This window comes from Halorubrum halodurans (assembly GCF_002252985.1).
Classification (GTDB): domain Archaea; phylum Halobacteriota; class Halobacteria; order Halobacteriales; family Haloferacaceae; genus Halorubrum; species Halorubrum halodurans.
In genome coordinates this window covers 24,963-50,574 of sequence record NZ_NHPJ01000079.1, presented here as the reverse complement: position 1 = coordinate 50,574, position 25,612 = coordinate 24,963, and the positions used below count along the sequence as shown (strand labels likewise).

Genomic DNA, 25,612 nt, shown 5'->3' with positions numbered 1-25,612 from the left:
TTCCGCCGCCCCCACCGCGCGAGCTCGCGAACCTACTCCGGGCCGGGCGTGAGCCGTTCGACCGTCGCCCCGCAGGCCGCACACGAGAGCACGTAGTCGTCGCCGTCGACCGCGTAGCTCCGATCGCTTTCCGCGCCGCAGGCGGGACACTCCTCCTCGATGACCGCGCCGTCGCTGTCCTTCGGCGCGCCGACGGCGACCACGCGAGCGGGCGTCTCCCCGACGGCGCGCGCCAGGTTCGTCGTCTCCGGCGGAACGAGGACCGCCTCGCCGGCCGTCACGGGGAGGACGCCGTCGGCCAGTTCGACCTCGAGTGCTCCCTCGAGGACGTAGAACAGCTCCTCGTGGTCCGGGTGTCGGTGGGTCGCCCACGGGAGCCGCTGGCCGGGGTCGGCGACGTAGTAGTTGAATCCGAACGCGGTCGTCCCGAGGGCCTCGTCGACCTCCTTCTTGTGACGGGTGGGGTTCGGCGCGTCCGGCAACGCCTCGACGGCGACCTTTCTCGCGTCGCTCATGAGCGGGGGATCGGCCCTCACCGGCTTACCACTTGTGCGGATCCGAGCCCGGCCATCGAGTTTAAAAGCGTCCGCCCGAAACGGTGAGTCATGCCGACCTTCGAACTGAACCTCTCGGACGACGTGTACGCGGAGTTCCAGCAGCTCGCGGACTCCGAGTTCGTCACCGAGGAACAGGCCGCAGAGGAACTGATCGCCTCCGGGATCGAGGCGTACAACGTCAGCGTCGTCGACGACGATCCCCGCGACGAGATGCTCGACGGCGCGGAGAACAACATGTTCGACACCGCCCAGGATCCGGGCAGCCTCGAGGACGATCGCCTGTAGCCGCCCCGCTCCGCCGTTTTCCGTTCAGTACCCAAGCCCGAGCAGCCGGTTCGCCAGCAGCGTGACGAGCCCGAGCGCCATCACCGCGGCGAGCAAACCGAACGCGACGGCCCACCCGGCGAGGTCGGAGACGGTCCCGACCACGACGCTCCCGGACGCCCCGACCACCATGTAGACGGTGCGCACGAGGCCGAACCCCGCCCCGCGTTCCGCGTCCGAGAGGAGGTCCATGAACCGCGACTGGAGCGGCGCGCCCCACGACATCGCCAGCCCGACGAAGAGGACGCCGAACAGTATCGGCGCGAGCCCCGCCCCGTCGCGGGTCGCGACGACGAGGAGCGCGTACCCGGCGACCCCGGACGCCATCGTGAGGATCACGGTCTCGTCCCGGCCGATCCGGTCGGAGAGCGAGCCGGTCGCCGGCTGGGTGCCGCCGTGGACGAGGAAGTACAGCGAGAACAGCAGCGCCGACAGCGCGCCCGAGAGCCCGCCGCCGACCTCGAGGAACGTCGGCAGGAAGGAGGCGGTGGCCTGCCAGGTGAACGCGCCGAGCGTCGCCAACCCGGTCGTGTAGAGGATCGACGGCCGGGAGAGCAGCTCCGCGAGCGGGCCGACCGCGAACCGCTCGCGCATGGGCTGGTCGGGTCGGCGCGGCTCCGTCGGCCGGATCCGCCACGCGAACAGCGCGAACACGGGGACGGCGACGGCGACGCCGAGCAGGACGCCCGTGCGCCAGCCGTAGCGGGCCCCGACGAGCGCGGCCGCGGGCGGGGCGGCGAGCCCGGCGATCGGGCCGCCGGCGACGTGGACGCCGATCGCCCGCCCGATGTCGTCGAACTGCCGGGTCAGGAAGGTGGTCGCGACCGAGTAGTGGAGGCCGGCACCCGCGCCGAGGACGACGGTGAACAGCATGAACGCGAGGATGGACGGCGAGGCGGCGATGAGCAGCGAGGCGACCGCGGTCGATCCGACGGCGACGAGGATCACGGTCCGCTCGCCGTAGCGGTCGCCGAGGATCCCCGAGGGGAACTGCGCGAGCGCGTACGCCACCCACATGCCCGAGAGCGCGAGCCCGACGGTCGCGTTCGTGACCTCGAAGGCCGCGGTGATCTCGGGAACGAGCGGACTGATGGCCAGCCGGGCGACCATCGTCGCGGTGAACGCGAGGGTACAGAGCCCGAGCGCCGTGTGTGCGTACCGCCAGTTCACGGCCGCCCTACCGGACCCGCATCAAAGCGGGTTCCGATCTCGGCGGCGGTCGCCGGGACCGGCCTCCTCCAGGGGCCTGCCACGGCGTTCCGACGGGGCTTCCCCCAGCGAGAACTTCCCTGGCGGGGGCGCGATCCCGCGAGCGCCCGTCAGGGCGCGAGACGGATCGCGAGGGAGTTGCGAGCGCGGGAGCGCGAGCAACGAGGCTGGGGAGGCGTGAGGTGCGGGGCGGTCCGGTGAGTGTGGCGGTACGGTGAGCGTGACGGTCCGGTGAGTGTGACGGTCCGGTGGATGGAGCGGTCCCGCGACCGGGGAGAGATCCGGACGCCGGCCACCCGTCGACCCCCCGATCTCCCCGCCAAAGACGCGATCTACCCGTCGAAGTCGTGGATGCCCGCGGTGGTCACCTCGACGCCGTCCTCGGTGATCAGCAGCGTGTGTTCGGCCTGGCTCACGAGCGCGTCGTCCGCCTCCTTCAACACGGGGTAGCCCTTGATCACGTTCGCCTGTTTGAGCCGGCGCAGCGCCATCCCGGCGCGGTCGTCGGAGAGCCAGCGGGCGGCGAAGGGGAGCCCGTCGAACTCCGCGATCTCCTCGAGCGCCTGTCGCGCCCTGCGGTCCCGGACGCTCTTCTCGCGTTCGAGCTCGAAGATCTCCTCGTCGGTCCCCTCGCCGACCTTGCCGCGGCCGTCGGTCGCGAACGGCTCGATGGCGACCGCCTGCCCCGGCTCCAGCTCGACGGAGCGGTCGACGCCGCGGTTCGGAACGCTCGGGCCGGTGTGTGCGTCGTACCGCTCGACGCCGTGCCCGGAGAGGTTGAGAACCGGGGTGTAGCCGTACCCGCGGATCACGTCCTCGATCGCCTTCCCGACCACGCCGACCTCGACGCCCGGCCCGGCCTCGTCGATCGCGGCCTCCAGCGCCATCTCCGCGGCCTCGACGAGCTCGAGGGTACCGGTGTGGTCGACGGTGACCGCGGCGTCGGCGATGTAGCCGTCGACGTGGACGCCGACGTCGAGACACACCATCTCCTCGCCGAACTCCGTCTCGTCGTCGCGGGACGGGGTCGCGTGTGAGGCCTCGGGATCGACGCTGAGGTTGACGGGGAACGCCAGTCCCGCGCCCTCCTCACGGACGAAGTCCTCCACCCACTCGGCGACCTCGAGCTGCGTTCGCCCCGGCTCGACCATCGACCGGGCCTCGTTCATCGCCTCGGCCAGCACCGCGCCGGCCTCCCGATAGCTCTCGACCGCGTCGTCGTCGAGGGGTCCGTGACTCATGGGTTCGGGTTCGTCGAGGGATCGCAAAGAGGTTGCGGGAGCGGTCCGATCGGCGAGAGCCTCCATCGGTTGAGGTGTCGGCGTTCGTCTCCCGTCCGACCCGTCGAACCCCGTTCTCCCGACGCGTTTCGGTCCGAAACGTCTGGTCACTCGACGGTGCTTATAGAACGGGTGTTTCGTGTGTGATCGGGGTGAGTAGAAGGCGATCGTTGCTGGCGTGGTGAACATCTCCAAAGCCCCAGTCGCCAGGACTCGATGCGCTCGCTGTGCTCCTCGGTCGCTCGTTTCACTCGCTCCCTGCGGTGCTTGCGTCGCGCGTCTTTGCCCTCGCGACTGCCCCTTTGAGTCCCACCCCACTCCGCACAGCCCCGCACCTCACGCCTCCCCAGCCTCGCGGCTCGCACTCTCCGAGTGCTCACCGCGTCCCTCGCGGGCGGTTCGTGCCCTCCGGGGCACTCGGAGGCGCGCCACCGCAATCGATCGCTCACTCCTTCGGCTACACTGAGCGATCCCACGTCCCCCGTCCCGTCCGCGCCCGTGTGCGAGGGGGCGACGGGACGCCTCACACGATCTTCATCATCCGCGTCTCGAACTTCCCGACGCGGACGCGCACCCATCCCGCCAGCTCGGCGTCGAGGTCGGGGTCGTCCGTGTCCACCCGGAGGGCCCGGACGTCGTCGAGCTTCGCGCGGGACGCGACGATCGTCACGTCGCACTCGCGGATCACCGCGGGCGAGAGCTGCGGGTTCCCTCGGCCGAAGACGAACCCCTGCCCGCCGATCGGCGAGACGACGACGACGTTCTCCTCGCCGAGCGCGTCGAGGATCTCCGACTCCGTCGCGTCGCGCGCGACCACCTCGCCGTCGCGCCAGACGTCGACGCCGATCGGGGAGGGCGAGAAGCCGAGTTCGGCCTTGATCGCGCCCACCGTCGAGCCGGGGCCGAGGACGAAGGTGACCCCGTCGCCCTCGCGCGCCCGGACGTCCTCGGCGACTCCCTCCGCGAGCGACTCGACGGTCCCGCTCGCGGTCTGTTTCGACGACTGGAGGTCCTCGGCGACCGGGACGTGTGCGACCCCGCGCAGTTCGGGGTGAACTTCGCCCTCGCGATAGGCGTCCTCGTCGATGTCCATCACCTCGCGGCGCTCGGTCCGCGAGAACGTCGCCGCGACCTCCGCGGCGTCCTCCGGCGAGACCGCGAACACCGAGGAGTACACCTTCACGCCCGCGGGCACGCCGAGCATCGGCACCTCGCTCCCCTCCAGGGCCGCCGCCACGTCCGTCGCGGTGCCGTCGCCGCCGACGAACAACACGAGGTCGACCCCGTCGTCCAGGAACGCGCCCACGGCGCGACGGGTGTGATCGGCGGTCGTCTCGGGGGCGGCGCCGCCCTTGCCGTCGTCCCCGCGGGCGCCGTCCCCCTCGAACGGGTCGACGACGCGGGCCGGCTCGAACCCCGCGTCCCGGACGATCCGCTCGCCCATCGGGTCCGCGACCGTCGAGACCGTCGTCTCCGGGGCGACCGCGGCGAGCCGTTCCATCGCTCGCCTCGCCCGGTCGGGCGCGCGCGGCTTCGCACCCCTCGCGCGCGCCTCCTCGACCTTCCCGTCGGTCCCTTTCAGTCCCACGCGACCGCCCATCCCGGCGATCGGGTTCATCACGACGCCGACGTGCATACCCGACCTTGCGGCGGCGACCACTTAACGGATCTCTGACGGATCGCCGGCGCGACCGATCACGCGGCGTCATACAACGATCCGTCGACGAAACGAAACAGGATCGACCTCAGAAAAGATCCCTACGCCTCTCTATCATCTAAAGACGTTTTATGAGATAGATTTATGACGAACGGTTCACTCGGGTCGAAGCGTATGAGGACTCAGTCCGTCCACGTCGGACGCGGCGGTGACCTGGTCGATCCGGAGCACGCCCTCCCGTCACCGACGCGACCGGGAACCGAGCCGCGACCGTCGGCGATCGGCCGGCCGGCGAGGGATCGATGAGCGGCGCGTTCCGACGCTTCGCCGAGGAGTTGCTGTCGTACCGGACGACGCCGGGGAACGAGGGACCCGCCCAGGAGTGGCTCGCGGATCGGCTCGACGCCTTCGGCTTCGAGACGTACCGCTGGACCGCGGACGCCGACGCGCTCGCGGAGCACCCCTCGTTCCCGTCGGACCCGGACGCGATCGACGTGGCGGGTCGCCCCTCCGTGGCGGGCGTCGTCGAGTTCGGCGACCCCGAGGCGGGGCCGACCGTGGTCCTCAACGGCCACGTCGACGTCGTCCCGGTCGAGGAGGGGGCGTGGGAGACGGACCCGTTCTCGCCCGCGTGGGACGGCGACCGACTCGTCGCGCGCGGCGCGGTCGACATGAAGTCGGGGCTCGCGGCCTGCGTGTTCGCCGCGAAGGCGCTCGCCGACCGCGATCCGTCCGATCTCGACGGGCGCGTCGTCGTCGAGAGCGTCGCCGGCGAGGAGGAGGGCGGGATCGGCGCGGCCGCCGCCGCGCTCTCCAATCCCTATCCGTTCGACCGTGACGCCGCGATCGTCGCGGAGCCGACGGAGCTGAAGCCGGTGACCGCGGTCGAGGGGTCCGTGATGCTCCGGCTGGGTCTCGAGGGGACGTCCGCACACGCGGCGACGCGATGGAACGGCGAGTCCGTGCTGCCCCACTTCGAGCGGATCCGCACCGCGCTCCGCGAGCTCGAATCGACCCGCGCCGACCGGGTCGACCATCCGCGGTACGGGGCGTACGACAACCCGTGGCCGATATCGATCGGCACCGTCGAGGCCGGCACGTGGGCCTCCTCCGTCGCGGCGTCGCTCACCGCCGAGATCCGCGTCGGCGTCGCGCCGGGCGAGACCGTCGACGAGGTCGAGTCGGCGGTGCGGTCGGCGATCGATGCCGCCGCGGCCGGGAGCGACTGGCTCGCCGACCACCCGCCGTCGGTGGAGCGGTTCTCGATCCAGTTCGAGCCGGCGGCGGTGGACGTCGACGAGCCGATCGTCCGGTCGGTTCGGGACGCGATGTCGCGAAACGGCCTCGCCGACACGGCCCCGGTCGGAGCGACCTACGGGGCGGACTCGCGACACTACCAGGCCGCGGGGATCCCGACGGTCCTCTTCGGCCCCGGCAACATCGAACGGGGCCACTTCCCCAACGAGTCGGTGCGTTGGACGGACGTCGAGACGAGCCGGGACGTGCTCGCCGACGCCGTCTCGTCGTTCCTGGGATCCGAGGCGAAGATCAACATTTAAGCCGGGACCGGGACAACCTTCGACCATGATCCTGTCCGCCGTTCAGCCCGAGCCGCTTCCGATCGAGGCGACCGCGCTCGCCGTGCTCGCCGTCAGCCTGATCGTCACCGCCGTGTGGGTCGCCTACCTCGCGCGCTGATCGCGGCGTCGACGCGCCGTCTCACGACCCGTCCGCTCGCTCCACCAGTTCCGCTCGATCCCGCAGCCACGCCGCGGCCCGTTCGGCCTCCGCCGCGTTCTCCGCCGTTATCTTCACCCTGACGCTCTCGCCCGGATACGACCCCACGCGCACCTCGAACCGCTCTCTGAGCTCCGCGAACCGGTCGATGAGCGTGCTCTCGGGCTCGTCGACCGCGACGACGACCGCGTGGGTCGGGATCCCGTCGAACGCCGACTCGACGCGCTCGAACATCGCCTTCATCTCCGCCGGGACGCCCGGCAGGACGTAGACCGACTCGACGACCGCGCCGGGCGCGACCCCCTCGTCGTTGGGGAGCGGACGGCAGTCCGCGGGCAGGTGCGTCGTCTCCGCGGCGAGGTCGCCGGCGCTGTACCCCCGCTCCTCGAGCCACGCGGCCGCCGCCTCGTTCTCGACGACCTCCCGGCCGAAGGCGGCGGCGACCGCCTCCATCGTCACGTCGTCGTGGGTCGGCCCGAGCCCGCCGGTGACGATCACGGCGTCGTACTCCGCGTGGTACTCGTTGACGACGCGGGCTATCTCTCCGACCTCGTCCGGGACGACCGTCACCCGCCGGACCGCGACGCCCCGGTCGGCGAGCCGGCCGCAGAGCCACGTCGCGTTCGTGTTCTCGGTGTCCCCGACGAGGAGTTCGTCCCCGACGGTGACGATGGCGGCGTTCATGTGCGAACCCACGCGCGGCGAGTAAAAAAGGCCGCCGACGGTCGGATCGAGCGCCCGGTCGGATCGAACCGCCGGTCGGATCGAGCCGTCGGCGCGACGGTCCGCCTCCGGCGTCGTCTCAGCGTAATTCAAGGTGGAGCCCCCGACCTCAAGGGCGACCGAAGGGAGCGAGTAGGTCGGGGAGGAAACCGACATGATACCGTCAGTACCACGTTCTACACGTGGCTAACTCTCTTCCGAAAACGGTATTAATATAAAAATTTAGCGTAACATCTGAATTACGGATGGAGGTACGTCGCACGGTCCCCGTCAAACTCGACGTGGCCGACAGCGACGCCGCTCTCCTCCACGAAACCATCTCCGAGTTCCTGTGGGCCGCCAACTACGTCGTTGACCACGCCTGGCAAGGCGAGTACAAGACCACGAGCAAAGCCCAACTCCAACGTGAGACCTACGACGACGTGCGGGCCGAGACGCGACTTCAAGCGAATCTCGTCCAGAACGCCCGAAACAAGGCCGCCGACGCCGTCCAGAGCGTCGTCGCTAGGTGGAAACAGGGCGACTACGCGGGAAAGCCGCGCTTCTCCGCGCCGACGCTCGTCTACGACAAGCGATGTGCGACGTTCAACGACGACCACGCGACGCTCTCGACCGTCGAGGGCCGCATCACCGCCGAGTACGTTCTCCCCGACGAGGACCGCGAGACGCCTCACTCGGAGTATCTGTTCAACGACGACTACGAAGTGACGGGCGCGGAACTGCACTACCGCGACGGCGAGTTCTACCTTCACGTCCGCACAAAGGCGGACGTGGAGTCCGAGACTGCCGACGACGGCAACGCCGGGCACAGCACAGTCCTCGGCGTTGACCTCGGCATCGAAAACGTTGCCGTCACCTCCACGGGTTCGTTCTGGAACGGCGCAGAGCTGAACCACTGGCACCGCGAGTTCGAAAAGCGGCGCGGGTCGCTCCAACGACGTGGAACCCGGGCCGCTCACGAAACCATCCAGTCGGTTGGACGCACCGAGACGGGACGCTACGACCACTTCCTCCACACCGTCTCGAAGGAACTCGTCGCGGAAGCCGTCGAGAACGGCTGTGACGTGATCGCGTTCGAGAACTTGACCGGAATTCGTGAGCGGATGCCGAACGCCAAGAAGTTCCACGCGTGGGCCTTCCGACGCCTGTTCGAGTACGTCGAGTACAAAGCCGAAGTCGTCGGCATCACGGTCGAGCAGGTGAGTCCCGCCTACACCTCCCAGCGATGTTCGAAGTGCGGGACGACACTCCGAGAGAACCGCGAGACGCAAGCACGGTTCTGTTGCCAGAAGTGCGGTTACGAAGTGAACGCCGACTACAACGCGGCGAAGAACATCGGTCTGAAGCATCTCCGCTCGGCGCAAACGTCGTCGGACGGAGGCGCACCCGTAAACGTGCGCTTGAATCGCGGGACGTTGAACGTGAACGGTGAGTACGAGCCTGCCAGCGATGGCCAGAACGGGAGTCCACGCGAAAGCCCCGCCCTCAACGAAGTCGTTCGAGAGACGCGCCGCGTCTCTCGTGATGACGAGACGGCTCCGCCGTCTCGAACCACGAACGGCAATAGCGCGGAACGGAGTTCCGCGGACCATTCGAGCGGGCCGCAGGCCCGCGAGAAGACGCCGTGAGCGAGTAGGGTAGGGTAGTTTACAGGAAGCCGTCGTCGTCCTCGTCGTCGTACACGCCGACGCCCATCTCGCGGCGCCGCTCGCGGAGCTCCTCGAGCTGGCGTTTGAACCGCAGCGTTCCGACGGCCGCGACGAGGACCGCGACGGCGAGGATCCCGCCGAAGATCACGAGGTCGCTCTCGCGGTACGCCTGGACGACGATCGACCCCGTCACCTCCTCCCAGACGATCCGGTCGCGGTCGCCGACCGTCTCCACCTCGTAGCTCCGCGGCGAGACGTGTCCGACGAGCGGGAAGTCCGTGCTGAATCCGGGCGGGAGCGTCACGGCGTAGGAGCCCTCGACGTACGCCAGCGACGTGAACCGCCGAGGCGACCCGGCACCCGAGAAGGCGACCGCTCCGCCCTCCATGTCGTCGGCGAGGCGGATCCACGTCTCGTCCGGGGTCCGCTCGACCTCGCCGCCGCGGGCGCGGAACTCGCTGCCGGTCACCACCTCGCCGTCGGGGTAGCGGTACCGGAACGCCTCGAACTCCAGCGGCTGGTCGCCGGCGTACGGGGTCTGCCGGTACAGGCGGAGCTCGTCGCGGCCGGAGAGGTCGTAGACGACCGTGTAGCGCGCGTCCGTCGAGAGCTCGAAGACGGCGTCGCGGTCGGCGTCGAAGTCGTACTCGCGCGGCGGCTCGGCGTCGAGCGTCTCGTTCGTGACCTCGCCGCCGCCGGTGACGTAGCCGAGACAGCCGGCGCTGGCGGCGAGCAGCGCGACCATCGCCACCGCGAGCGCGAAGCGTCGGTTCACGGTTCAGTTCACCTCAGACGACACAGCGCATCTCCGCCGGGAGATACGAGCCGATCGCGGCGAGCAGTCCCGGCGGGTCCGTGTTCTCCGTACAGACGATGCTCTGCTCCAGGAGGCCGAGCCGCTCGACGGTGACGATGTCCCGCGCGTGACCCGCGCGGTTCACGGTCGCCCGAACCTCCCCGCGCGTCGCGGAGTTGACGTTCAGCCGACCCGACCCGCGCTGCCAGTCGTAGAGGCGGTCGCGCTCGGCGTCCGCGAGCCGGTGCGGGTCGGCGTCCGGATCGTCGGGGTTCCCCCCGTAGACGAACTCCATGGGGAGGTGTTGGACGAGGCCGAACCGCTCGACGACCTGCTCGGGCGAGCCGACGCCGAGACCCAGCTCCCCGGCGGGGATCCGGACCTCCTCGCCCGCGTCGAGGACGAACCCGTCGGAGTCCCACGACTCGAGGGTGCCGACGTACGTCTCGCCGGGGACGAGCCCCTCGTCGTGGGCGACGACCTCGCCCCACGTCTCCGCGAGGACGTTGCGGGCGACGGTGGCGTCCTCGCCGGTCACGTCGACCTGGACGAAGCCGTCCTCGCGGACGCCGACGGTCCACTCGACGGCGAGCTCGCCGACGTCGTTGTCGACGAGCGAGTACATCCCGTCGAGCGCGCGCTCGCGGGCGTCGCCCTCGACGTAGCACTTCGTCGCGAGGACGACCATCAGCCGGTCACGTCCGCGTTGAGTTCGTCTCGAAGCTCGTCGAGGCGCGCCGACAGCGCCTCCTGGAGCCGGTCGTTCTCCATCGCGTCGAGCGGCGAGCCGCACTCGGGACACTCGAAGCCGAAGTCCATCGCCTCGCCGAACTCGAAGCGGAGCGAACACACCTCACAGAGGTAGAACTCGTGGGTGCGCTCGTACTCCTCGCGGTCCTCCAAGGCGTCGAGCAGCCGGTACATCTCCTCCTGGAGGTTCTCCGGGATGTTGTCGTAGTGGAACGTCCAGAGGTACGTGAGCCAGCCGGAGTCCTCGTCGCGGACCCGCCGGTAGGTGGCGAGGTCGTTCTCGTAGAGGATGAAGAGCGCGCGGCGGACGTCGTTGAGCTCCAGCCCGAGCTCCTCGGCCAACTCCTCGTCGGTCACCTCGCCGTCCGGGGGTGCGGCAGCGACCGGCATCCCCGTCGGCCCCACGAGCTCGTGGAGGTACTTCTGGATGACGGGGTCGTTCAACAGGTCCTCAAAAGCCATTACCGTGATCTGGCGGCGGAGCGAGGTTAAAAGCTCCGGAAGGCGGAGCCGACGGCTCCGGCCGGTCCGCCTCCGACGGGGACCGACGGCCTCCGGCAGAGCTATACGCCGCCCGCCTCACGCCTTCCGCGTATGAACTCCGGTCCGATCGATCGGGCGGCCACGGCCCTCGGCGCGCTCGCGCTCGCGACCGTCCCGGTCGTCCTCGCGGCGGTCCCGATCGTCCCCCTGGCGTGGCTTCTCGGCGCCGCCGGCGGTCCGGAGCTCGGCGGCGGAGCCGTCGCGCTGAGCGCCGTCCTCGTCGGGCTCGGGACCTCCGCCGCGCTCGGCCCGGTCCTCGTCGACCGGCGGATCGCGCGGCTCCCCGACGCCGACCTCGACGACCGCCCCGCGGCGTTCGTCGAGTCGCGCGTCGACGCGGTCGCGGAGGCGGTCGGCGTCGACCCGCCGCCGGTGACGGCCGTCAGGGCCGAGGCCGCCAACGTCGCCGTCGTCGACGGCTACCGGGGACCGCGACTCGTCGTCTCCACGCGGCTCCTCTCGCTGCCGGCGGCGGACCGCGACGCCGCGTTGCGCCACGCGCTGGTGCGTCTCCGCACCCGCGAGGCCGCCTTCACGACCGCCCTGCTGCCCGGACTCGTCGTCGTCGAGTGGGTGACGCTGCTCGCGACGCTGCTCGTCGGCCGCCGCTCCGACCGCAGCCCGGCGGACCGCCGCGTCAACCGCATCCACGGCTACGAGCCGGACCGCGAGCGGATCCCGGCGCCGGCGTACGCCGTCGCCGGCCTGCTCGTCTGGCTCGTCGCGCTCCCGGCGTGGATCCCGGCGATCGTCGGCGACCGACTGTTCGTCGCCGACCGGCGGCGCGCCGCCGACGCCGCGGTGGCCCGCGCCGGCGAGACGGAACGCGACGGGCTCGCGAACGCGGTCGCCTTCGCGGGGGAGGCGGCGGGCGCGGCCGACTGGCCGCCGCTCTTCGACCGGCTCTCGCTCGTCTCGATGGCAGACGACGAGACCGGTCGCGTCCGCGGAACCACCCGCCAGGAGGCGCGGGTCCGGCTCGCGCGCCTCCGGTCGAAGCGGGCGCTGTAGGCGCTCGTCGCCCCCGCTATCGGCTCCGCCCGGCCCTCACGATCCGGGCTCTCCCGTCGGAACGGACAGGCGAAGGGTCGTCCCCTCGCCCTCGTCCGTGGAGACGGCGAAGTCGCCGCCGGCCCTGTTCACGATCCAGTACATCAGCCAGATACCCAGCCGTTCGGCGTGTGTCACCGCCGTCTCGCCGTGTCTGAGCACGGTCGTCTCGTGGTCCGGGATCCCCGGCCCGTCGTCCTCGATCTCGATCGCGACCCATCCCGGCTCCGGGCGGTCGACCCGGATCTCGACGGACGGGGTCGGCGCGTCGTTGTGTTTGACCGCGTTCTCGATCCCCTCCTCGATCGCCGTCAACAGCCCGACCGCGACGACCTCGACCGGGTCGTCGGCCGGCAAGGAGAGCTCGAACGTCGCGTTCGGGTACCGGTCCTCGAACGTGCCCACCAGCTCGGAGAGTCGGTCGCGCAACGCGATCGCGGTCCCCGACGGCTCCGACGACAGCGTGTGGTCGATCTGCCGTACCTTCTCCGCGATCCCCATGAGGTCGTCCGCCGTCCGCTCTATCACGTCCACGGACTGCGGCTCCCCGTCGTCGATCTCCTCGCGAAGGAGATCCACGTACCCCTCGATCAGGTTCATCTTGTTCCGGAGGTTGTGGTTCAGGACGCGGTTCATCACCTCGAGCCTTCGCTCGCGGATCTTGCGGTCGGTAATGTCCATCTGGAACCCGACGTAGTTCGTGACGGTCCCCTCCTCGTCGCGTATCGGCGCGACCGTGAGCCGGTTCCAGAACTTCCGGTCGTTCCTGCGGTAGTTCAGGACGTCCACCGACACCGGCTCCTCGGCGCGTATCGCCGCGCGGATCCGCGCCGTCGTCTCCGTGGCGGTCTCCTCGCCCTGGAGGAACCGACAGTCCTCGCCGAGCATCTCGGAGCCGTACCCGGTGAGGTCCTCGAACTCCGCGTTCACGTAGGTCAGCGGGTTGTCCTCGTCTCCCGGCTCCGCGAGGGTGATGCCGACCGGCGCCTCGTCCATCGCCCGCTCTTTCAGCCGCAGGTCCTCGACGGTCTCCGCCAGGCGCCGCTCGCGCTCTGCGAGCCGCAACGAGGTCTCCCGTCGCTCGATCAGGTTCGCGACCCGCGCGGAGAGTTCGGCACGTTTCACCGGGAGATCGACGACGTCGTCGACGGCGTCCCACGCGCGCTCCGCGGTCGGGCCGGTCGCGTCCTCGGGGATCAGGAGGACGAACGGGAGGAACGTGGAGGCCGACCGCTCCCGTCTCGACTCGATCCGATCGCCCGCCCGCTCGAAGCCGGCGGCGTCGAGCAGACAGCAGTCGAACGCCGACTCGAGCGCGGTCGGGTCCGTCGCCGTCTCGATCCGATACCGGTCGCACAGCGCCTCGACGAGCAGCTCGCGATCGCGGCCCGGTCGCATGAACAGCAGCAGGCTGGGTTCGCTTCCGTGATCCTCGGCGCCACGGACCGCGTCCCCGTCGACCGCGTCCGAACCCGATGCCATCTCCCGTAGTAGAAGCACGCACGTCCACTAAGCGTTGTCCCTGCGCCACGCCGCTTGCGGGGGCGTCGGCATTTTATAACGCTGCTCGCCGAAGGACGGACGAGATGTCACCATCACTCCCCGACCGGGTCTCGACCGGCGTCGTCGGCCTCGACGAGATCCTGTCCGGCGGACTGATCCCGGAGCGGAGCTACATGATCAGCGGCCGGGCGGGAAGCGGGAAGACGATCCTCGGCCTCCACTTCCTCGCCGAGGGGGTCGAACGCGGCGAGACGGCGCTTTTCGTCAACCTCGAGGAGGACCTCGGCGACCTGAAGGCGAACGCCGCGGCGCTCGGGTTCGACACCGACGCGATCGAGTTCCTCGATCTGAGCCCGAGCGCGGACGTCTTCACCGAGGACCTGTCCTACGAGGTGTTCGCCCCGTCGGAGGTGGAACGGGAGTCGTTCACGGACCGGATCGTCGAGGGCGTCACGGCGGTCGATCCCGATCGCGTCGTCGTCGACCCCCTGACGCAGCTCCGGTACCTGACCGACGACGACTACCAGTTCCGCAAACAGGTCGTCGGCTTCATGCGATTCCTCAAAGGGCGGGGCGCGACCGTGCTGTTCACCGTCCAGAACACGGCGTCGCAGCCGACCGACGACCTCGAGTTCATCACGGACGGGACCGTCGTGTTGGGGAGCGAGCCCCACGGGAAGTCGATCCGCGTGCCGAAGTTCCGCGGATCCTCGACGGAGGGTGGCGACCACGCCTATCGGATCACCGACGGCGGGATCGAGGTCTATCCGGCGCTCCAGCCGGGCGAGCACGTCGGCGAGTACGAACCCGAGCAGGTCTCCTCGGGGATCCCGGAGCTCGACGAGCTGCTCGACGGCGGGCTCGAGCGGGGAACCGTGACCATCGTGAGCGGGCCGACCGGCGTGGGCAAGACGACGCTGTCCACGCAGTTCATGAAGGAGGCCGCCGGGCGCGGGGAGCGGTCGGTGATCTACCTCTTCGAGGAGACAGAGGAGACGTTCCTCGCCCGGTCGCGAGCGGTCAACATCCCCGTCGACCGGATGATCGACAAGGGGACGCTCCAGGTGACCGAGGTGGAGGCGCTGGAACGGTCCCCCCAGGAGTTCGCCCGGATGGTCCGCGAGGAGGTGGAAGAGCGGGACGCCGACATCGTGATGATCGACGGGATCTCGGGGTACCGGCTCACCCTCCGCGGCGAGGAGACCACGATGCTCCAGCAGATGCACGCGCTCGGGCGCTACCTCAAGAACATGGGCGCGACCGCCGTCTTCGTCGACGAGACGCGAAACGTCACCGGCGAGTTCCAGGCGACGATGGAGAACATCAGCTACCTCGCCGACAACATCGTCTTCCTCCGCCACCTGGAGATCCACGGGGAGATGCGGAAGGCCGTCGGCGTGTTGAAGAAGCGAACCTCCGACTTCGAGCGGACGATCCGCGAGTTCGAGATCACGGAACACGGGATCACGGTCGGCGAGCCGATGTCGAACATGCGGGGGATCCTCGGGGGCACACCGGAGGTCGTCGACCGCGAGCGAACCGGCGGAGCCGACGGGGAGTGAGGGGCGGCGTCGAGCGAGCCCCGAGCTACCCGTCGCCGTCCGCGTCCACCACCGTCTTGCCGGTCGCCTCCGGCACCACGCGGCGGTCGGCGTCGGCCCACTCGCGGTCGAGCTCCGCCCCCTCGAAGAGCCGGTCGAGGAAGACGGCGAGGCCGGCGACCTCCGAGTGCGGCTGGTTCGTCACGCCCACGTTGAAGTCCGCCCGCTCGTAGAGCGCCCACGGGACCTTCTCGCCGCCGACGACGACGAGCAGGTCCCGCCCCGCCTCGCCGTCGCCGCCGACCTCGTCGCCGCCGCGGACCGCCTCGCGGATCTCGGCTTCGACGTCCTGGATCCGCTCGCCGTACATGGTGAGATGGACGACGACCCCCGCCCAGTTCCGGACGATCGCCGTCTGGTCGTCGCGCAACTCGACGCCGAAGGGACCGCCGAACCGGTCCGTGATGTCTCGTACCGTCTCCGCGGACTGCCCGGCGTTGTCCGGGAGGATCACCCGGTCCGCGCCGAGCGCCCGCGCGGTCAGGCCCACGTGCGTCGTCATGCGGTCGTCCCGTCCGGGTCGGTGGCCGTACCGGAGGACGGCGACCTCGCGTTCCTCGCTCATGCGTCCACCTGCGACGGGGAGGCGTGAGGGCCTTTCGATGCCGTCGGCCCGTCGCTCCCCCGCCGAAGGTGATCCACAAATGTGGATCGATATGGTCGACGACGAGCCGAGGTGACCACGTAACTGAAAGATTCATTTGGGAGGCGGTCGCGGATCCGGTATGACGAGCGTCAAGGAGTTCCGCGTCGTCGAGCCCGCGACCGCCGAGGCCCTCGGCAGCGGTCGGTTCGCGTTCACCGACGCCTATTCAGTGTTCGACTGGGGACGGATGCCCGACGCGATCCCGCACAAGGGTGCGAGCCTCTGTACCATGGGCGCGTTCAACTTCGAGCGCCTGGCCGACGCCGGGATCCCCACGCACTACCGCGGCGTCGTCGACCCCGTCGCCGTCGACTCCGGGGCCGATCCCGAGGCGGCGGTCGTCCCGCTCGCCGAGGCCGGCGCGCCGCCGACCGAGATGGCGATCGAGCTGACGCGGGTGCCGGACCTCCCGTATGAGGGCCCCGACGCGGGGTACGACTACGACGCGTTCCACGCCGCGGGCGGGGCGAACTACCTCGTCCCCCTGGAGGTCGTCTTCCGGAACACGGTCCCCGTGGGCTCGAGCCTCCGGAGCCGGCGCGACCCGGCCGACCTCGACCTCGACTTCGAGGAGTGGCCGGACGAGTCGGTCGGCCTGTCTGACCCCGTCGTCGAGTTCTCGACGAAGTACGAGGAGCAGGACCGGTACCTCTCGCGGGCGGAGGCCGACCGGATCGCGGGCCGCGCCGACGTCGACGCGCTCGCCGCCCTCGCGCGCGACGTGAACCGCGTCGTCACCGACCACGCCGAGGCGGCCGGGTTCGTCCACGAGGACGGCAAGATCGAGTGCCTCTACGTCGACGGGGAGCTCCGCGTCGCCGACGTGGTCGGGACCTTCGACGAGAACCGGTTCTCCTACGGCGGCCAGCAGGTCTCGAAGGAGGTCGTCCGCCAGTGGTACAAACGCGCCGACCCCGAGTGGGTCGAGGCGGTCGGCGAGGCGAAGGCGGCGGTCGGCGACCGCGACATCGCCGACTGGCGCGAACTCTGCGAGGAGGAGCCGATCGATCTCCCCCGAGAGGTCCTCGAGGCCGTCTCGGCGATGTACGCCGCCGGCGCGAACGCCTACACGGGAACCGACTGGTTCGACGCGCCACCCGTCGACGAGGCGGTCTCGGCCGTCCGGTCGCTGGACGGATAGGACGGGCCCGCCGGGCCGAGCCGGGGCGAGCCGGTCCCCGCGGCGGGGTCATCGGGCGAACTGGACCCCGGTGACCTCGAACCGCGTCCCGCCAGCCGAGCCGTCGGTCACGCGGACGGTCCAGCCGTGGGCGTCGGCCACCTCCTTGACGATCGACAGTCCGAAGCCGGTCCCGTCGTCCGCGGTCGAGTAGCCGGCCTCGAAGATCTCGTCGCCCTCGTCCTCGGGGATGCCGGGCCCGGTGTCCTCGACGTAGAACCCCTCGTCCAACTCGCCGACGACGAGCGTCACGTCCGTGCCGCCGTGCTCGACCGCGTTCCGGATCAGGTTCTCCAGCAGCTGTCTGAGGCGGCTCCGGTCGGCCCGGATCGTCCGATCGATGGACGGCCGGATCGTCGAGTCGGCCGTCTCGACGGTCCGCCAGCACTGCTCGGACAGCTCCGCGAGATCGACCGGCTCCGTCTCGCCTATGGGCTCGCCTCGACGGGCCAGCGTCAGGAGGTCGTCGACGAGGTCGTCGATCCGATCGAGGGCCCGGTCGAGGGGGTCGACGTGCTCGCTGTCACACGTCTCCCGAACCAGCTCCACCCGTCCCTGGGCGACGTTCAGGGGGTTGCGAAGGTCGTGAGAGACGATGCTCGTGAACTCCTCCAGGCGCTCGTTTTGCCGCTCCAGGCGCTGCTGTTTCTCCTTCCGCTCGGTGACGTCCCGCGAGTTGACGACGTAGCCGTCGATCGTCGTGTCGGTCCGGTTGCTGGCGATGGACTCGATCCATATCCAGGAGCCGTCGCCGTGTTCGAACCGGTACTCGACGCGCTCCGTGACCGTGCCTGGGCTCCGGACCATCTCTCCGAACGTCTCCGCGATCCGCCCGCGGTCGTCCGGGTGGACGTACTCGAAGGCGTTGGTCCCGACTCGCTCGTCCGACTCCTCCCCGAGGACGCGCTCGGCGGACGGGCTCTGGTAGAGGATCGTCCCCGACTCGTCCAGGACCGAGACGAGGTCCGTGGAGTACTCCGTGAGCGCGCGAAACGCCGCCGACGTCTCCGGTTCCCACGACGTCATGCTCCACGCTCTCTGACCGACTCAGGTCTCGCCACGCCGTCCCCCGGACCGTGGCGTCCGTCGCTCCACGTCCCCGAGCTCCGAGCACTCGATTTCCACCACATCCAGTTGTTCGTATGTCAGTATCGGTCTGAAAACGTTTCCGGCGGCACCGCCGTCCCCGTCGGGTGCCGTGGGGACCGTGCCGGGCCCTCGCCGCCGCGTGGCGGGTTCGCGCCCCCCGCCGCCGGCCGGCGTCGAGCGGTCGGACCGCCCGCCACGCGTCGGCCGCGGCGCGAAGTAAACGGTTTCCGTAGTTCTGATACACGAAATATTTTACACCCGTGCGAGAGACGCATCCGACAGGGCCCGGATCATGCCACACGATGTCTTCCCACGGTCGGAGTACGAGTCGCGGGTCGAACGAACCAAGGAGCGCCTCCACGAGCGCGACCTCGACGCGATCGTCGTCGCGGACCCGGCGAACATGAACTACCTCGCGGGGTACGACGGCTGGTCCTTCTACGTCCACCAGGCCGTCGTCGTCACGCGCGACTACCCGGAGCCGGTGTGGGTCGGCCGCGACATGGACCGCAACGGGGCGCGCGCCACGACGTGGCTCGCTGAGGAGAACATGCGAGCGTACAGCGACGACCACGTCCACTCGCCGTACGACCTCCATCCGATGGACTTCCTCGCGGACGTGCTCGAGGACCTGGCGGTCGACGCCGGCCGGATCGGCCTCGAGATGGACGCCGCCTACTTCACGGCGAAGTCGTACACCCGGCTCCGGTCGCAGCTCCCGAACGCGGAGTTCGTCGACGCCGACCTCCTCGTGAACTGGCTCCGGATACACAAGTCCGACCGAGAGATCGCCTACATGGAGGAGGCCGCCCGCATCTCCGAGGAGGCGATGCTCGCGGGGCTCGACGCCATCGAGGCCGGCGTCCCGGAGTACGAGGCCGCCGCCGCGATCTACGACCGGCTGGTCCGCGGCACCGACGAGTACGGCGGCGACTACCCCGCGATCGTCCCGCTCATGCCCTCCGGCGACCACACGGGGACGCCGCATCTCACCTGGACCGACCGCGAGTTCGAGGAGGGCGACCCCGTCCTCATCGAGCTGTCGGGGTGTCGCCACCGCTACCACTCGCCGCTCGCGCGGACGACGTTCGTCGGCGACCCGCCGGACGCCATCGAGGAGACCGCGGACGTCGTCGTCGAGGGGATCGAGGCCGCGCTCGACGTCGTCGAGCCCGGCGTCACCTGCGAGCGCGTCGAGCGCGAGTGGCGCGAAACGATCGCGCAGTACGGCGTCGAGAAGGAGGACCGCATCGGCTACTCGATGGGGCTCGGCTACCCGCCGGACTGGGGCGAGCACACCGCCAGCATCCGCCCCGGCGACGAGACCGTCATGGAGGAGGGGATGACCTTCCACATGATCCCCGGCCTGTGGGAGGACGAGTTCGGCGTCGAGCTCAGCGAGACGTTCCGGGTCACCTCGACGGGCGCGGAGACGCTCGCGGACTTCCCGCGCCGGCTGTTCACGGCGTGAGGAGGGACCGGGCTCGGCGTCGGGTCGACCGGCTCACTCGCCGACGGCCGCGTACCGTCGGGCGTACGAGCCCACGAGCGGCACCGCGTACTCCTCTCCCTGGTACGCCTCGTACATCAGGAACGCCCACGCGAGGAACGCGACCGGCGTGAGGAGCAGGCTTCCGATCCCCAGTACCGCGGCCGCGATCCAGCCGACGCCGGGGACGAACGACGCCAGCGTCAGGACGACCGAGAGGACCATCGAGGCGACGAACAGCCCGCCGAAGACCAGCGTGCTCTGGACGGCGTGGAACCGGACGAAGGCGTCCTCGGGCTCCGAGACGTAGAACAACACGCCCGTGATCGGTCCGAGCAGGTAGCTGAGCGCGCCCGCGACGGCGGGTTCGAGCCCGGTCCCGGTCGCCGTGTCGGCGGTCGTTCCCGATCCGGTCGGCCCCGTCTCGTCGATCCCGCTCGTCGCCTCCACGTCCGTCGATTCCTCTCCCGCGAGCGGGTCGTTCGTCGGCTCCTCGACGACGGCGTCGACGGCATCGACGGCGTCTCCGGCGGTTGACCGGTCGGTTACCATTGATAGTACACCGGGGACGCATACGCTCGCTGAGGTATTAAAGACGGACGGCGGTCGGCGGCTCCGCTTCCGGGACCGGATCGCTCAGTCCCCGTCGGGCGCGGCGACGAGGTTCCGGAGGTCGGCGGGGTCGCCGCCGGACTCGAGCGCGGCGACGTTGTCGGCGACGATGTCTGCGAGCCGGTCCCAGTGTTTCGGCGTGTGGCCGCCGGTGTGAGGCGTGACCAGGCAGTTCTCGAGGTCCCAGAGCGGGTGGTCCGCGGGCAGCGGCTCGGGATCGGTCACGTCGAGGGCGGCCCCGCGGAGCCCGCTGGAGCGGAGCGCGGACACCAGGGCGTCGGTGTCGACGATCCCGCCGCGGGCGGCGTTGACGACGACGGCGTGCGGCGGCAGCGTCGCCAGCTCCGCCTCGCCGATCAGCCCGCGTGTGAGGTCGTTGAGCGGGCACGCGACGACGACGTAGTCGCTGCGGGCGAGCGCGTCGTGGATGGCGTCTTCCTCGAAGCCGACGACCTCGTCGGTCGGGCCGCCCTTCGAGGGGGTGTAGCGGACTCCGATCGTCTCCACGTCGAACCCCTCGAGGCGCTCGACGACGTGCTGGCCGATGGAGCCGAGCCCGATCACGGTGACGGTGCTGCCCGCGAACTCGTGCGACTGGAAGTGTCGCCACTCCGCGTTCGACTTGCGCCGCCACCCCTCGTGGAGCCGGCGGGCGAACACGAGCATGTTGGCGATGGACTGCTCCGCGATCCCCGGCGCGTGGATCCCGCCGGCGTTGGTGACGGCCACGCCGCGGTCCGTGAGCGCCTCGACGGGGACGTGGTCGGTGCCGGCGAAGGTACACGCGAACAGCTCCAAGCGGTCGGCGTCGGCGATCTGCGCCTCCTCGACCGTGATCCCGGTGACGACCCGCGCCCGCGGGACGAGCTCGCGCTCCTCCGCGGGCGTCCGCGCCAGCGCGACCTCGCGGTCGGGCAGGCGGTCGCGGAGCGTCTCGGCGTACGATTCCATCGACAGTCCCTCGGTCCCCTCGCGGAGGACGACGACGTCTGGCTCGCTCATTGGTGGATTCGCCGCCTGCTGGCGGTGATGTTCGGGGATTCGCCGGACCGGTACTTACCTTTTTTGTAGTCTTCATATACGATCATCGTGTACGCTTAAGTACGTTCGAGCGCCACGGGCTCACATGACACGACCCGTGGCGGAGCGGCTCGTCGAGACGCGCCGAGAACTCCACGAACACCCCGAGCCCGGCTGGCGCGAGTTCTACACGACGAGCCGGCTGGTCGAGGAGATAGAGCGGATCGGCGTCGACGAGCTCGCGGTCGGCCGCGAGGCGTACGACCCCGACGACCGGATGGGCGTCCTCGAGGAGGACGCCTACGACGAGTGGGTCGAGCGCGCCCGCGACCGCGGCGCGCGAGAGGACGTGCTCGAACGGACCGCGGGGGGCGTCACCGGCTGCGTGGCCGTCCTCGAGCGCGGCGAGGGGCCGACCGTCGGGCTCCGGGTCGACATCGACGGCCTGTTCATCGAGGAGTCGACCGACGACGACCACGTCCCGGTCGCCGAGGGCTTCCGGTCGGAGACGGACGGCGTGATGCACGCCTGCGGCCACGACGCCCACATGACCATGGGGCTCGCGACGCTGGAGGCGGTGGCCGAGAGCGACTTCGCCGGGCGGTTCGTCGTCTTCTTCCAGCCCGCCGAGGAGCTCGGCGGCGGCGGCCACCCGATGGCGGAGAGCCGGTTCATCGAGGGGATCGACTACCTGTTCGCGGTCCACGTCGGGCTCGGCCACCCCACCGGTCGCGTCGTCGCCGGGATCGAACGGGCGCTCGCGATCGCCCACGTCGAGGCGACCTTCCACGGCACCTCGGCGCACGCCGGCAAGTCCCCGGAGGAGGGCGACAACGCGATGCAGGCGCTCGGCACCGCCATCTCGAACGCGTACGGGATTCCCAGACACAGCGAGGGCATGACTCGTGTGAACGTGGGCTACGCGGAGGCGGGGAGCGCGAGCAACGTGATCGCCGACCGCGCGCGCGTCGAGGCGGAGGCCCGCGGCGAGACGACGGCGCTCAAGGAGTACGGGAAATCCAGGCTGAAGCGGGCGTTCCGCGGGGCTGCGGAGTCGCACGGCTGCGAGCTCGAGTTCGAGGTCACGACCGAGTGCCCGCGGGCGGACAGCGACCCCGAACTCGCCGACCACGTCGCCTCCGTCGCCGAGGGGATCGAGGGCGTGACCGAGGTGCTGCCGGTCGCGGACTTCGGCGCGAGCGAGGACGCCACGTACCTGATGGACCGCGTCCAGTCGAACGGCGGGCTCGCGACGTACATGATCGTCGGCACCGACCACCCCACCGGCCATCACTCCCCGACGTTCGACGTCGACGAGGAGAGCCTGCCGATCGGCGTCGGGGTGTTGACGGAGGCGATCCTCGGCGTCGAAGGCGGCGACGTTTCGGCCGACGGCGACGTCCCGGCGACGGACGGCGGCGTTTCGACCGATAGGGATCCTTCGGCGACGGACGGCGGTTCGACGGGGGCCGACGCCGATCGATGACGGCTCCGGTCTCGATCGGGGACGTGGAGGCGGCCCGCGAGCGCCTCGACGGCGTCGCCCACCGGACCCCGCTCGACCGGTCGCGAACGTTCGCCGAGCGGAGCGGCGCGGCCTCGGTCGGGCTCAAACTCGAGAACCACCAGCGGACCGGCTCGTTCAAGATCCGCGGGGCGTACAACGCGATGGCCCGGCTCTCGCCCGCCGAGCGCGACGCCGGCGTCATCGCGGCGAGCGCGGGCAACCACGCGCAGGGAGTCGCGCTCGCGGGCGAGCTGCTCGGGATCGACGCGGAGATCGTCGTCCCCGAGGTGACGCCCGCCTCGAAGATCGAGGCCACGCGGGGGTACGGCGCGACCGTCGTCGTCGAGGGGGACATCTACGAGCGGGCCTACGAGCACGCGCTCGAGCGCGCGGAGGCGACCGGCCGGACCTTCGTCCACCCGTTCGACGACGAGGCGGTGATCGCCGGCCAGGGGACCGTCGGGCTCGAACTCCGCGAGCAGTACCCCGAGATCGACACGGTCTGTGTCGCCATCGGCGGCGGCGGGCTGATATCCGGGGTCGCGACCGCCCTGCTCGCGGCCGACGACGACGTCCGCGTCGTGGGCGTCCAGCCGGAGGGCGCGCTCCACGCAAAGCCCTCGATCGAGCGGGACGAGCTCGTCGAGCTCTCGGACGTGGACACGGTCGCCGAGGGTATCGCCGACACCCGGATGCTCGAGACGACGTGGCGGGTCGTCCGCGAGCGGGTCGACGAGGTCGTCGCCGTCACCGACCGGGAGCTGTCCGTCGCCGTCACCTTGCTCGCCGAGCGGGCGAAGACGGTCGCGGAGGCCGCGGGGGCCGCGCCGGTCGCCGCGCTCTGCTCCGACGACCTCGACGTGACGGGCGAACACGTCGCGGCGGTCGTCTCCGGTGGCAACGTGAACCTCACCGACCACGCGGAGCTGACCCGGACCGGCCTCGCCGAGCTCGGCCGCTACACCGAGGCCCGCCTCCTCGTCGACGGCTGGCCGCGCGCGCTCGGCGATCTCACCGACGCGGTCGCGGACCGCGGGGCGGAGCTCGACGGGCTCGAGCGGGGGAAGCGACGCGCGGACGATGACCCGAACCGAGTCCCCGTGACCGTGCGGATCGAGGGCAGCGGCCCCGATCACCTCCGCGGGACGCTCGACGCGCTCGCCGACCTCGACGGCGTCGCGGTGGCGTCGCGGTCGCTCGAGGGGTAGTCTCGTTTCCGAACGGTCCGAACGCCCCCGACCGGTTCGACCGAACCCGCCGTCTCAGGCGGTCGTCGGCGTCGGTCCCGCGGCCGCGACCGCGTCGAGGAAGATCGAGATCCCCAGGTCGATCTCGCGTTCCGTCGAGTCGAGCGGGGGGAGAAGCCGGATCGTCTTCTTGCCGCAGCCGAGCGTGAGGAGGCCGCGCTCCAGCGCCTCCCTGACGACCTCGCCGCGGCGTTTCGGCGTGTCGAACTCGACGGCGAGCATGAGCCCCTTCCCGCGCACGTCGACCACGTGGTCGCCCGCATCGTCCGCGAGCAGTTCCTTCGCCTGCCGGCCGCGCGTCCGCGCGTTCGCGAGCAGGTCGTGCTCCTCGATCGCCTCGATCGTGAGCGCGCCCATCATCGACCCGAGGAGGTCGCCGCCGCCGAACGTGGAGCCGAGCCGGTTCTTCTCGTCGGGGAACAGCTCCGAGCGGCCGACGGTCGCGCCGACCCGGAGCGCCTTCGCCGCCCCGATCACGTCGGGTTCGAGGTCGTAGTGCTCCGACGCCCAGAACTCTCCGGTGCGGCCGACGCCGGACTGGATCTCGTCGACGATCAGGGGGATGTCGTACTCGTCGGTCACCGCGCCGACCTCCGCCATGAACGGCTCGCTCGGGAAGCGGTAGCCGCCGACGCCCTGGATCGGCTCGAGGACGACGAACGCGACCTCCGCGGGGTCGACGTGGCCGCCCTCCGGCGCGAGCGCGTTCCGCAACTGGGAGCCGCCGCCGGCGAAGAAGCCGCAGTCGCACGTCTCGGCGGTACACTCGCGATCCGCGCAGAACGGCACCGTCTCGATCCCGGCGACCTCCGGGTAGTGGCGGGTGTAGACGTCCTTGGAGTTGGTGAGAGAGAGCGTTCCGAGGGTCCGGCCGTGGAAGCTCCCGCCGAACGCGAAGCCGTACTTCGCGGCCGGCTTGTGGTCGTGGGCGACCTTCATCGCGTTCTCGATCGCCTCCGCCCCGGAGTTCGAGAGGAAGACGGTGTCGAGCCCGAACGTCGCGGAGACCTCCGTGAGCCGCTCCATCAGCTGGGCCGATCCGGGGAAGGGGGCGTCGTCGGGGTCCGGTCCGGAGCCGAAGTACATGTCCTGGCCCGCGATCTTCATCGGCTCGACGAGGTCGAACTCCCGGAGCGTGCCGAGCACCTTCTCGTTGTTGTAGCCGAGCGGCGCGGCCCCGATGTGGCACGTGAAGTCCATCAGGACGTTGCCGTCGACGTCGGTGACGAAGGGGCCGTCGGCCTCGCGGGTGACGTCCCAGACGAACTCGTGGGAGTACTCGCTGGGCGCGGCGTGCTCGCCGTAGCGTTCCACCCATTTCTCGGCGTTCGGACCCGGCAGACCGCCGGCGTCCGGCTCCGCAGTGTCCCTGTCCATACACAGTAAGTGTGTACAGTGTCCATTAAAACCTTCTCCCGACGCGCGAGCGGGCGAACGGGGACG

Annotated in this window: 22 protein-coding genes and 1 pseudogene; 9 read left to right on the top strand and 14 right to left on the bottom strand. The window is 70.4% G+C overall.

What is annotated here, in order from left to right; genetic code table 11:
- Positions 1–32 precede the first annotated feature (32 nt).
- Entirely contained in the window at positions 33–515 is a 483-nt protein-coding gene (locus tag DJ70_RS07610) for a cupin domain-containing protein (protein ID WP_094531622.1), read from the bottom strand.
- A 90-nt stretch (positions 516–605) separates the two neighbouring features.
- Here DJ70_RS07610 and DJ70_RS07605 point away from each other — a divergent pair, with 90 nt between their 5' ends.
- Complete coding sequence (locus DJ70_RS07605; protein ID WP_094531621.1) at positions 606–842, top strand: hypothetical protein; 237 nt, start codon at positions 606–608, stop codon at positions 840–842.
- Positions 843–866: 24 nt separating this feature from the next.
- Here DJ70_RS07605 and DJ70_RS07600 read toward each other — a convergent pair whose 3' ends face one another.
- The 3 genes from DJ70_RS07600 to DJ70_RS07590 form a co-directional block, all read right to left on the bottom strand.
- Positions 867–2,051, bottom strand: a complete 1,185-nt coding sequence (locus DJ70_RS07600; RefSeq protein ID WP_094531619.1) for an MFS transporter — start codon at positions 2,049–2,051, stop codon at positions 867–869.
- Between the two features lie 371 nt (positions 2,052–2,422).
- On the bottom strand, positions 2,423–3,331 hold the full coding sequence (gene map, locus DJ70_RS07595) for a type II methionyl aminopeptidase (protein WP_094531617.1): 909 nt from the start codon (positions 3,329–3,331) through the stop codon (positions 2,423–2,425).
- A gap of 562 nt (positions 3,332–3,893) precedes the next feature.
- Positions 3,894–5,006, bottom strand: coding sequence for an ATP-NAD kinase family protein (locus tag DJ70_RS07590; RefSeq protein WP_094531615.1), 1,113 nt, complete (start codon positions 5,004–5,006; stop codon positions 3,894–3,896).
- A 323-nt stretch (positions 5,007–5,329) separates the two neighbouring features.
- Between DJ70_RS07590 and DJ70_RS07585 the strand changes: the two genes are divergently transcribed.
- Positions 5,330–6,586 (top strand): ArgE/DapE family deacylase, encoded by a 1,257-nt coding sequence (locus DJ70_RS07585; protein WP_094531614.1) that lies wholly within the window; start codon positions 5,330–5,332, stop codon positions 6,584–6,586.
- A gap of 160 nt (positions 6,587–6,746) precedes the next feature.
- Here DJ70_RS07585 and DJ70_RS07580 read toward each other — a convergent pair whose 3' ends face one another.
- Positions 6,747–7,448 (bottom strand): competence/damage-inducible protein A, encoded by a 702-nt coding sequence (locus DJ70_RS07580; RefSeq protein WP_094531612.1) that lies wholly within the window; start codon positions 7,446–7,448, stop codon positions 6,747–6,749.
- Between the two features lie 284 nt (positions 7,449–7,732).
- On the opposite strand from DJ70_RS07580, the pseudogene DJ70_RS07575 reads away from it, so the two are divergent.
- Positions 7,733–8,980, top strand: a pseudogene (locus DJ70_RS07575) (RNA-guided endonuclease InsQ/TnpB family protein); the annotation flags it as partial.
- A gap of 154 nt (positions 8,981–9,134) precedes the next feature.
- On the opposite strand, the gene DJ70_RS07570 reads toward DJ70_RS07575, so the two are convergent.
- The 3 genes from DJ70_RS07570 to DJ70_RS07560 are packed head-to-tail and all read right to left on the bottom strand — an operon-like array spanning position 9,135 to position 11,144.
- A complete protein-coding gene (locus tag DJ70_RS07570) occupies positions 9,135–9,911 on the bottom strand; it encodes a DUF5803 family protein (protein WP_094531610.1) in 777 nt (258 codons plus the stop codon).
- Between the two features lie 13 nt (positions 9,912–9,924).
- Positions 9,925–10,620 carry a DUF2110 family protein gene (locus DJ70_RS07565; RefSeq protein ID WP_094531608.1) on the bottom strand — a complete coding sequence of 232 codons (696 nt, stop codon included), beginning with the start codon at positions 10,618–10,620 and terminating at the stop codon, positions 9,925–9,927.
- The gene (locus DJ70_RS07560; RefSeq protein ID WP_066416873.1) at positions 10,620–11,144 is read right to left on the bottom strand and encodes a transcription factor; all 525 of its coding nucleotides are present in this window, start codon (positions 11,142–11,144) and stop codon (positions 10,620–10,622) included. The genes DJ70_RS07565 and DJ70_RS07560 overlap by 1 nt, the downstream gene beginning before the upstream one ends.
- Before the next feature lie 132 nt (positions 11,145–11,276).
- On the opposite strand from DJ70_RS07560, the gene DJ70_RS07555 reads away from it, so the two are divergent.
- The gene (locus DJ70_RS07555; RefSeq protein ID WP_094531606.1) at positions 11,277–12,236 is read left to right on the top strand and encodes a hypothetical protein; all 960 of its coding nucleotides are present in this window, start codon (positions 11,277–11,279) and stop codon (positions 12,234–12,236) included.
- Positions 12,237–12,272: 36 nt separating this feature from the next.
- Here DJ70_RS07555 and DJ70_RS07550 read toward each other — a convergent pair whose 3' ends face one another.
- The gene (locus DJ70_RS07550; protein ID WP_094531604.1) at positions 12,273–13,757 is read right to left on the bottom strand and encodes a PAS domain-containing protein; all 1,485 of its coding nucleotides are present in this window, start codon (positions 13,755–13,757) and stop codon (positions 12,273–12,275) included.
- A gap of 104 nt (positions 13,758–13,861) precedes the next feature.
- On the opposite strand from DJ70_RS07550, the gene DJ70_RS07545 reads away from it, so the two are divergent.
- Entirely contained in the window at positions 13,862–15,340 is a 1,479-nt protein-coding gene (locus tag DJ70_RS07545) for an ATPase domain-containing protein (RefSeq protein WP_094531602.1), read from the top strand.
- Positions 15,341–15,365: 25 nt separating this feature from the next.
- On the opposite strand, the gene DJ70_RS07540 is transcribed toward DJ70_RS07545, so the two are convergent.
- A complete protein-coding gene (locus DJ70_RS07540; protein ID WP_094531601.1) occupies positions 15,366–15,944 on the bottom strand; it encodes a tRNA (cytidine(56)-2'-O)-methyltransferase in 579 nt (192 codons plus the stop codon).
- A 160-nt stretch (positions 15,945–16,104) separates the two neighbouring features.
- Here DJ70_RS07540 and DJ70_RS07535 point away from each other — a divergent pair, with 160 nt between their 5' ends.
- Complete coding sequence (locus DJ70_RS07535) at positions 16,105–17,166, top strand: phosphoribosylaminoimidazolesuccinocarboxamide synthase (RefSeq protein WP_094531599.1); 1,062 nt, start codon at positions 16,105–16,107, stop codon at positions 17,164–17,166.
- A gap of 48 nt (positions 17,167–17,214) precedes the next feature.
- Here the strand turns inward: DJ70_RS07535 and DJ70_RS07530 are convergent, their stop codons facing one another.
- On the bottom strand, positions 17,215–18,231 hold the full coding sequence (locus DJ70_RS07530) for a sensor histidine kinase (RefSeq protein WP_094531597.1): 1,017 nt from the start codon (positions 18,229–18,231) through the stop codon (positions 17,215–17,217).
- 355 nt (positions 18,232–18,586) lie between these two features.
- On the opposite strand from DJ70_RS07530, the gene DJ70_RS07525 reads away from it, so the two are divergent.
- The gene (locus DJ70_RS07525) at positions 18,587–19,765 is read left to right on the top strand and encodes a M24 family metallopeptidase (protein ID WP_094531595.1); all 1,179 of its coding nucleotides are present in this window, start codon (positions 18,587–18,589) and stop codon (positions 19,763–19,765) included.
- A 33-nt stretch (positions 19,766–19,798) separates the two neighbouring features.
- On the opposite strand, the gene DJ70_RS07520 is transcribed toward DJ70_RS07525, so the two are convergent.
- Together DJ70_RS07520 and DJ70_RS07515 are read right to left on the bottom strand one after the other, a co-directional pair.
- Positions 19,799–20,335: a DUF4870 domain-containing protein gene (locus tag DJ70_RS07520; protein ID WP_218827797.1), complete on the bottom strand. Its 537-nt coding sequence runs from the start codon at positions 20,333–20,335 to the stop codon at positions 19,799–19,801.
- Between the two features lie 84 nt (positions 20,336–20,419).
- Positions 20,420–21,397, bottom strand: a complete 978-nt coding sequence (locus DJ70_RS07515) for an NAD(P)-dependent oxidoreductase (RefSeq protein WP_094531593.1) — start codon at positions 21,395–21,397, stop codon at positions 20,420–20,422.
- A 124-nt stretch (positions 21,398–21,521) separates the two neighbouring features.
- On the opposite strand from DJ70_RS07515, the gene DJ70_RS07510 reads away from it, so the two are divergent.
- On the top strand, positions 21,522–22,901 hold the full coding sequence (locus DJ70_RS07510) for an amidohydrolase (RefSeq protein WP_094531591.1): 1,380 nt from the start codon (positions 21,522–21,524) through the stop codon (positions 22,899–22,901).
- The gene (gene ilvA / locus DJ70_RS07505) at positions 22,898–24,130 is read left to right on the top strand and encodes a threonine ammonia-lyase (RefSeq protein ID WP_094531589.1); all 1,233 of its coding nucleotides are present in this window, start codon (positions 22,898–22,900) and stop codon (positions 24,128–24,130) included. The genes DJ70_RS07510 and ilvA overlap by 4 nt, the downstream gene beginning before the upstream one ends.
- A gap of 54 nt (positions 24,131–24,184) precedes the next feature.
- Here the strand turns inward: ilvA and DJ70_RS07500 are convergent, their stop codons facing one another.
- The gene (locus DJ70_RS07500; RefSeq protein ID WP_094531587.1) at positions 24,185–25,546 is read right to left on the bottom strand and encodes an aminotransferase class III-fold pyridoxal phosphate-dependent enzyme; all 1,362 of its coding nucleotides are present in this window, start codon (positions 25,544–25,546) and stop codon (positions 24,185–24,187) included.
- Between the last annotated feature and the right edge of the window lie 66 nt (positions 25,547–25,612).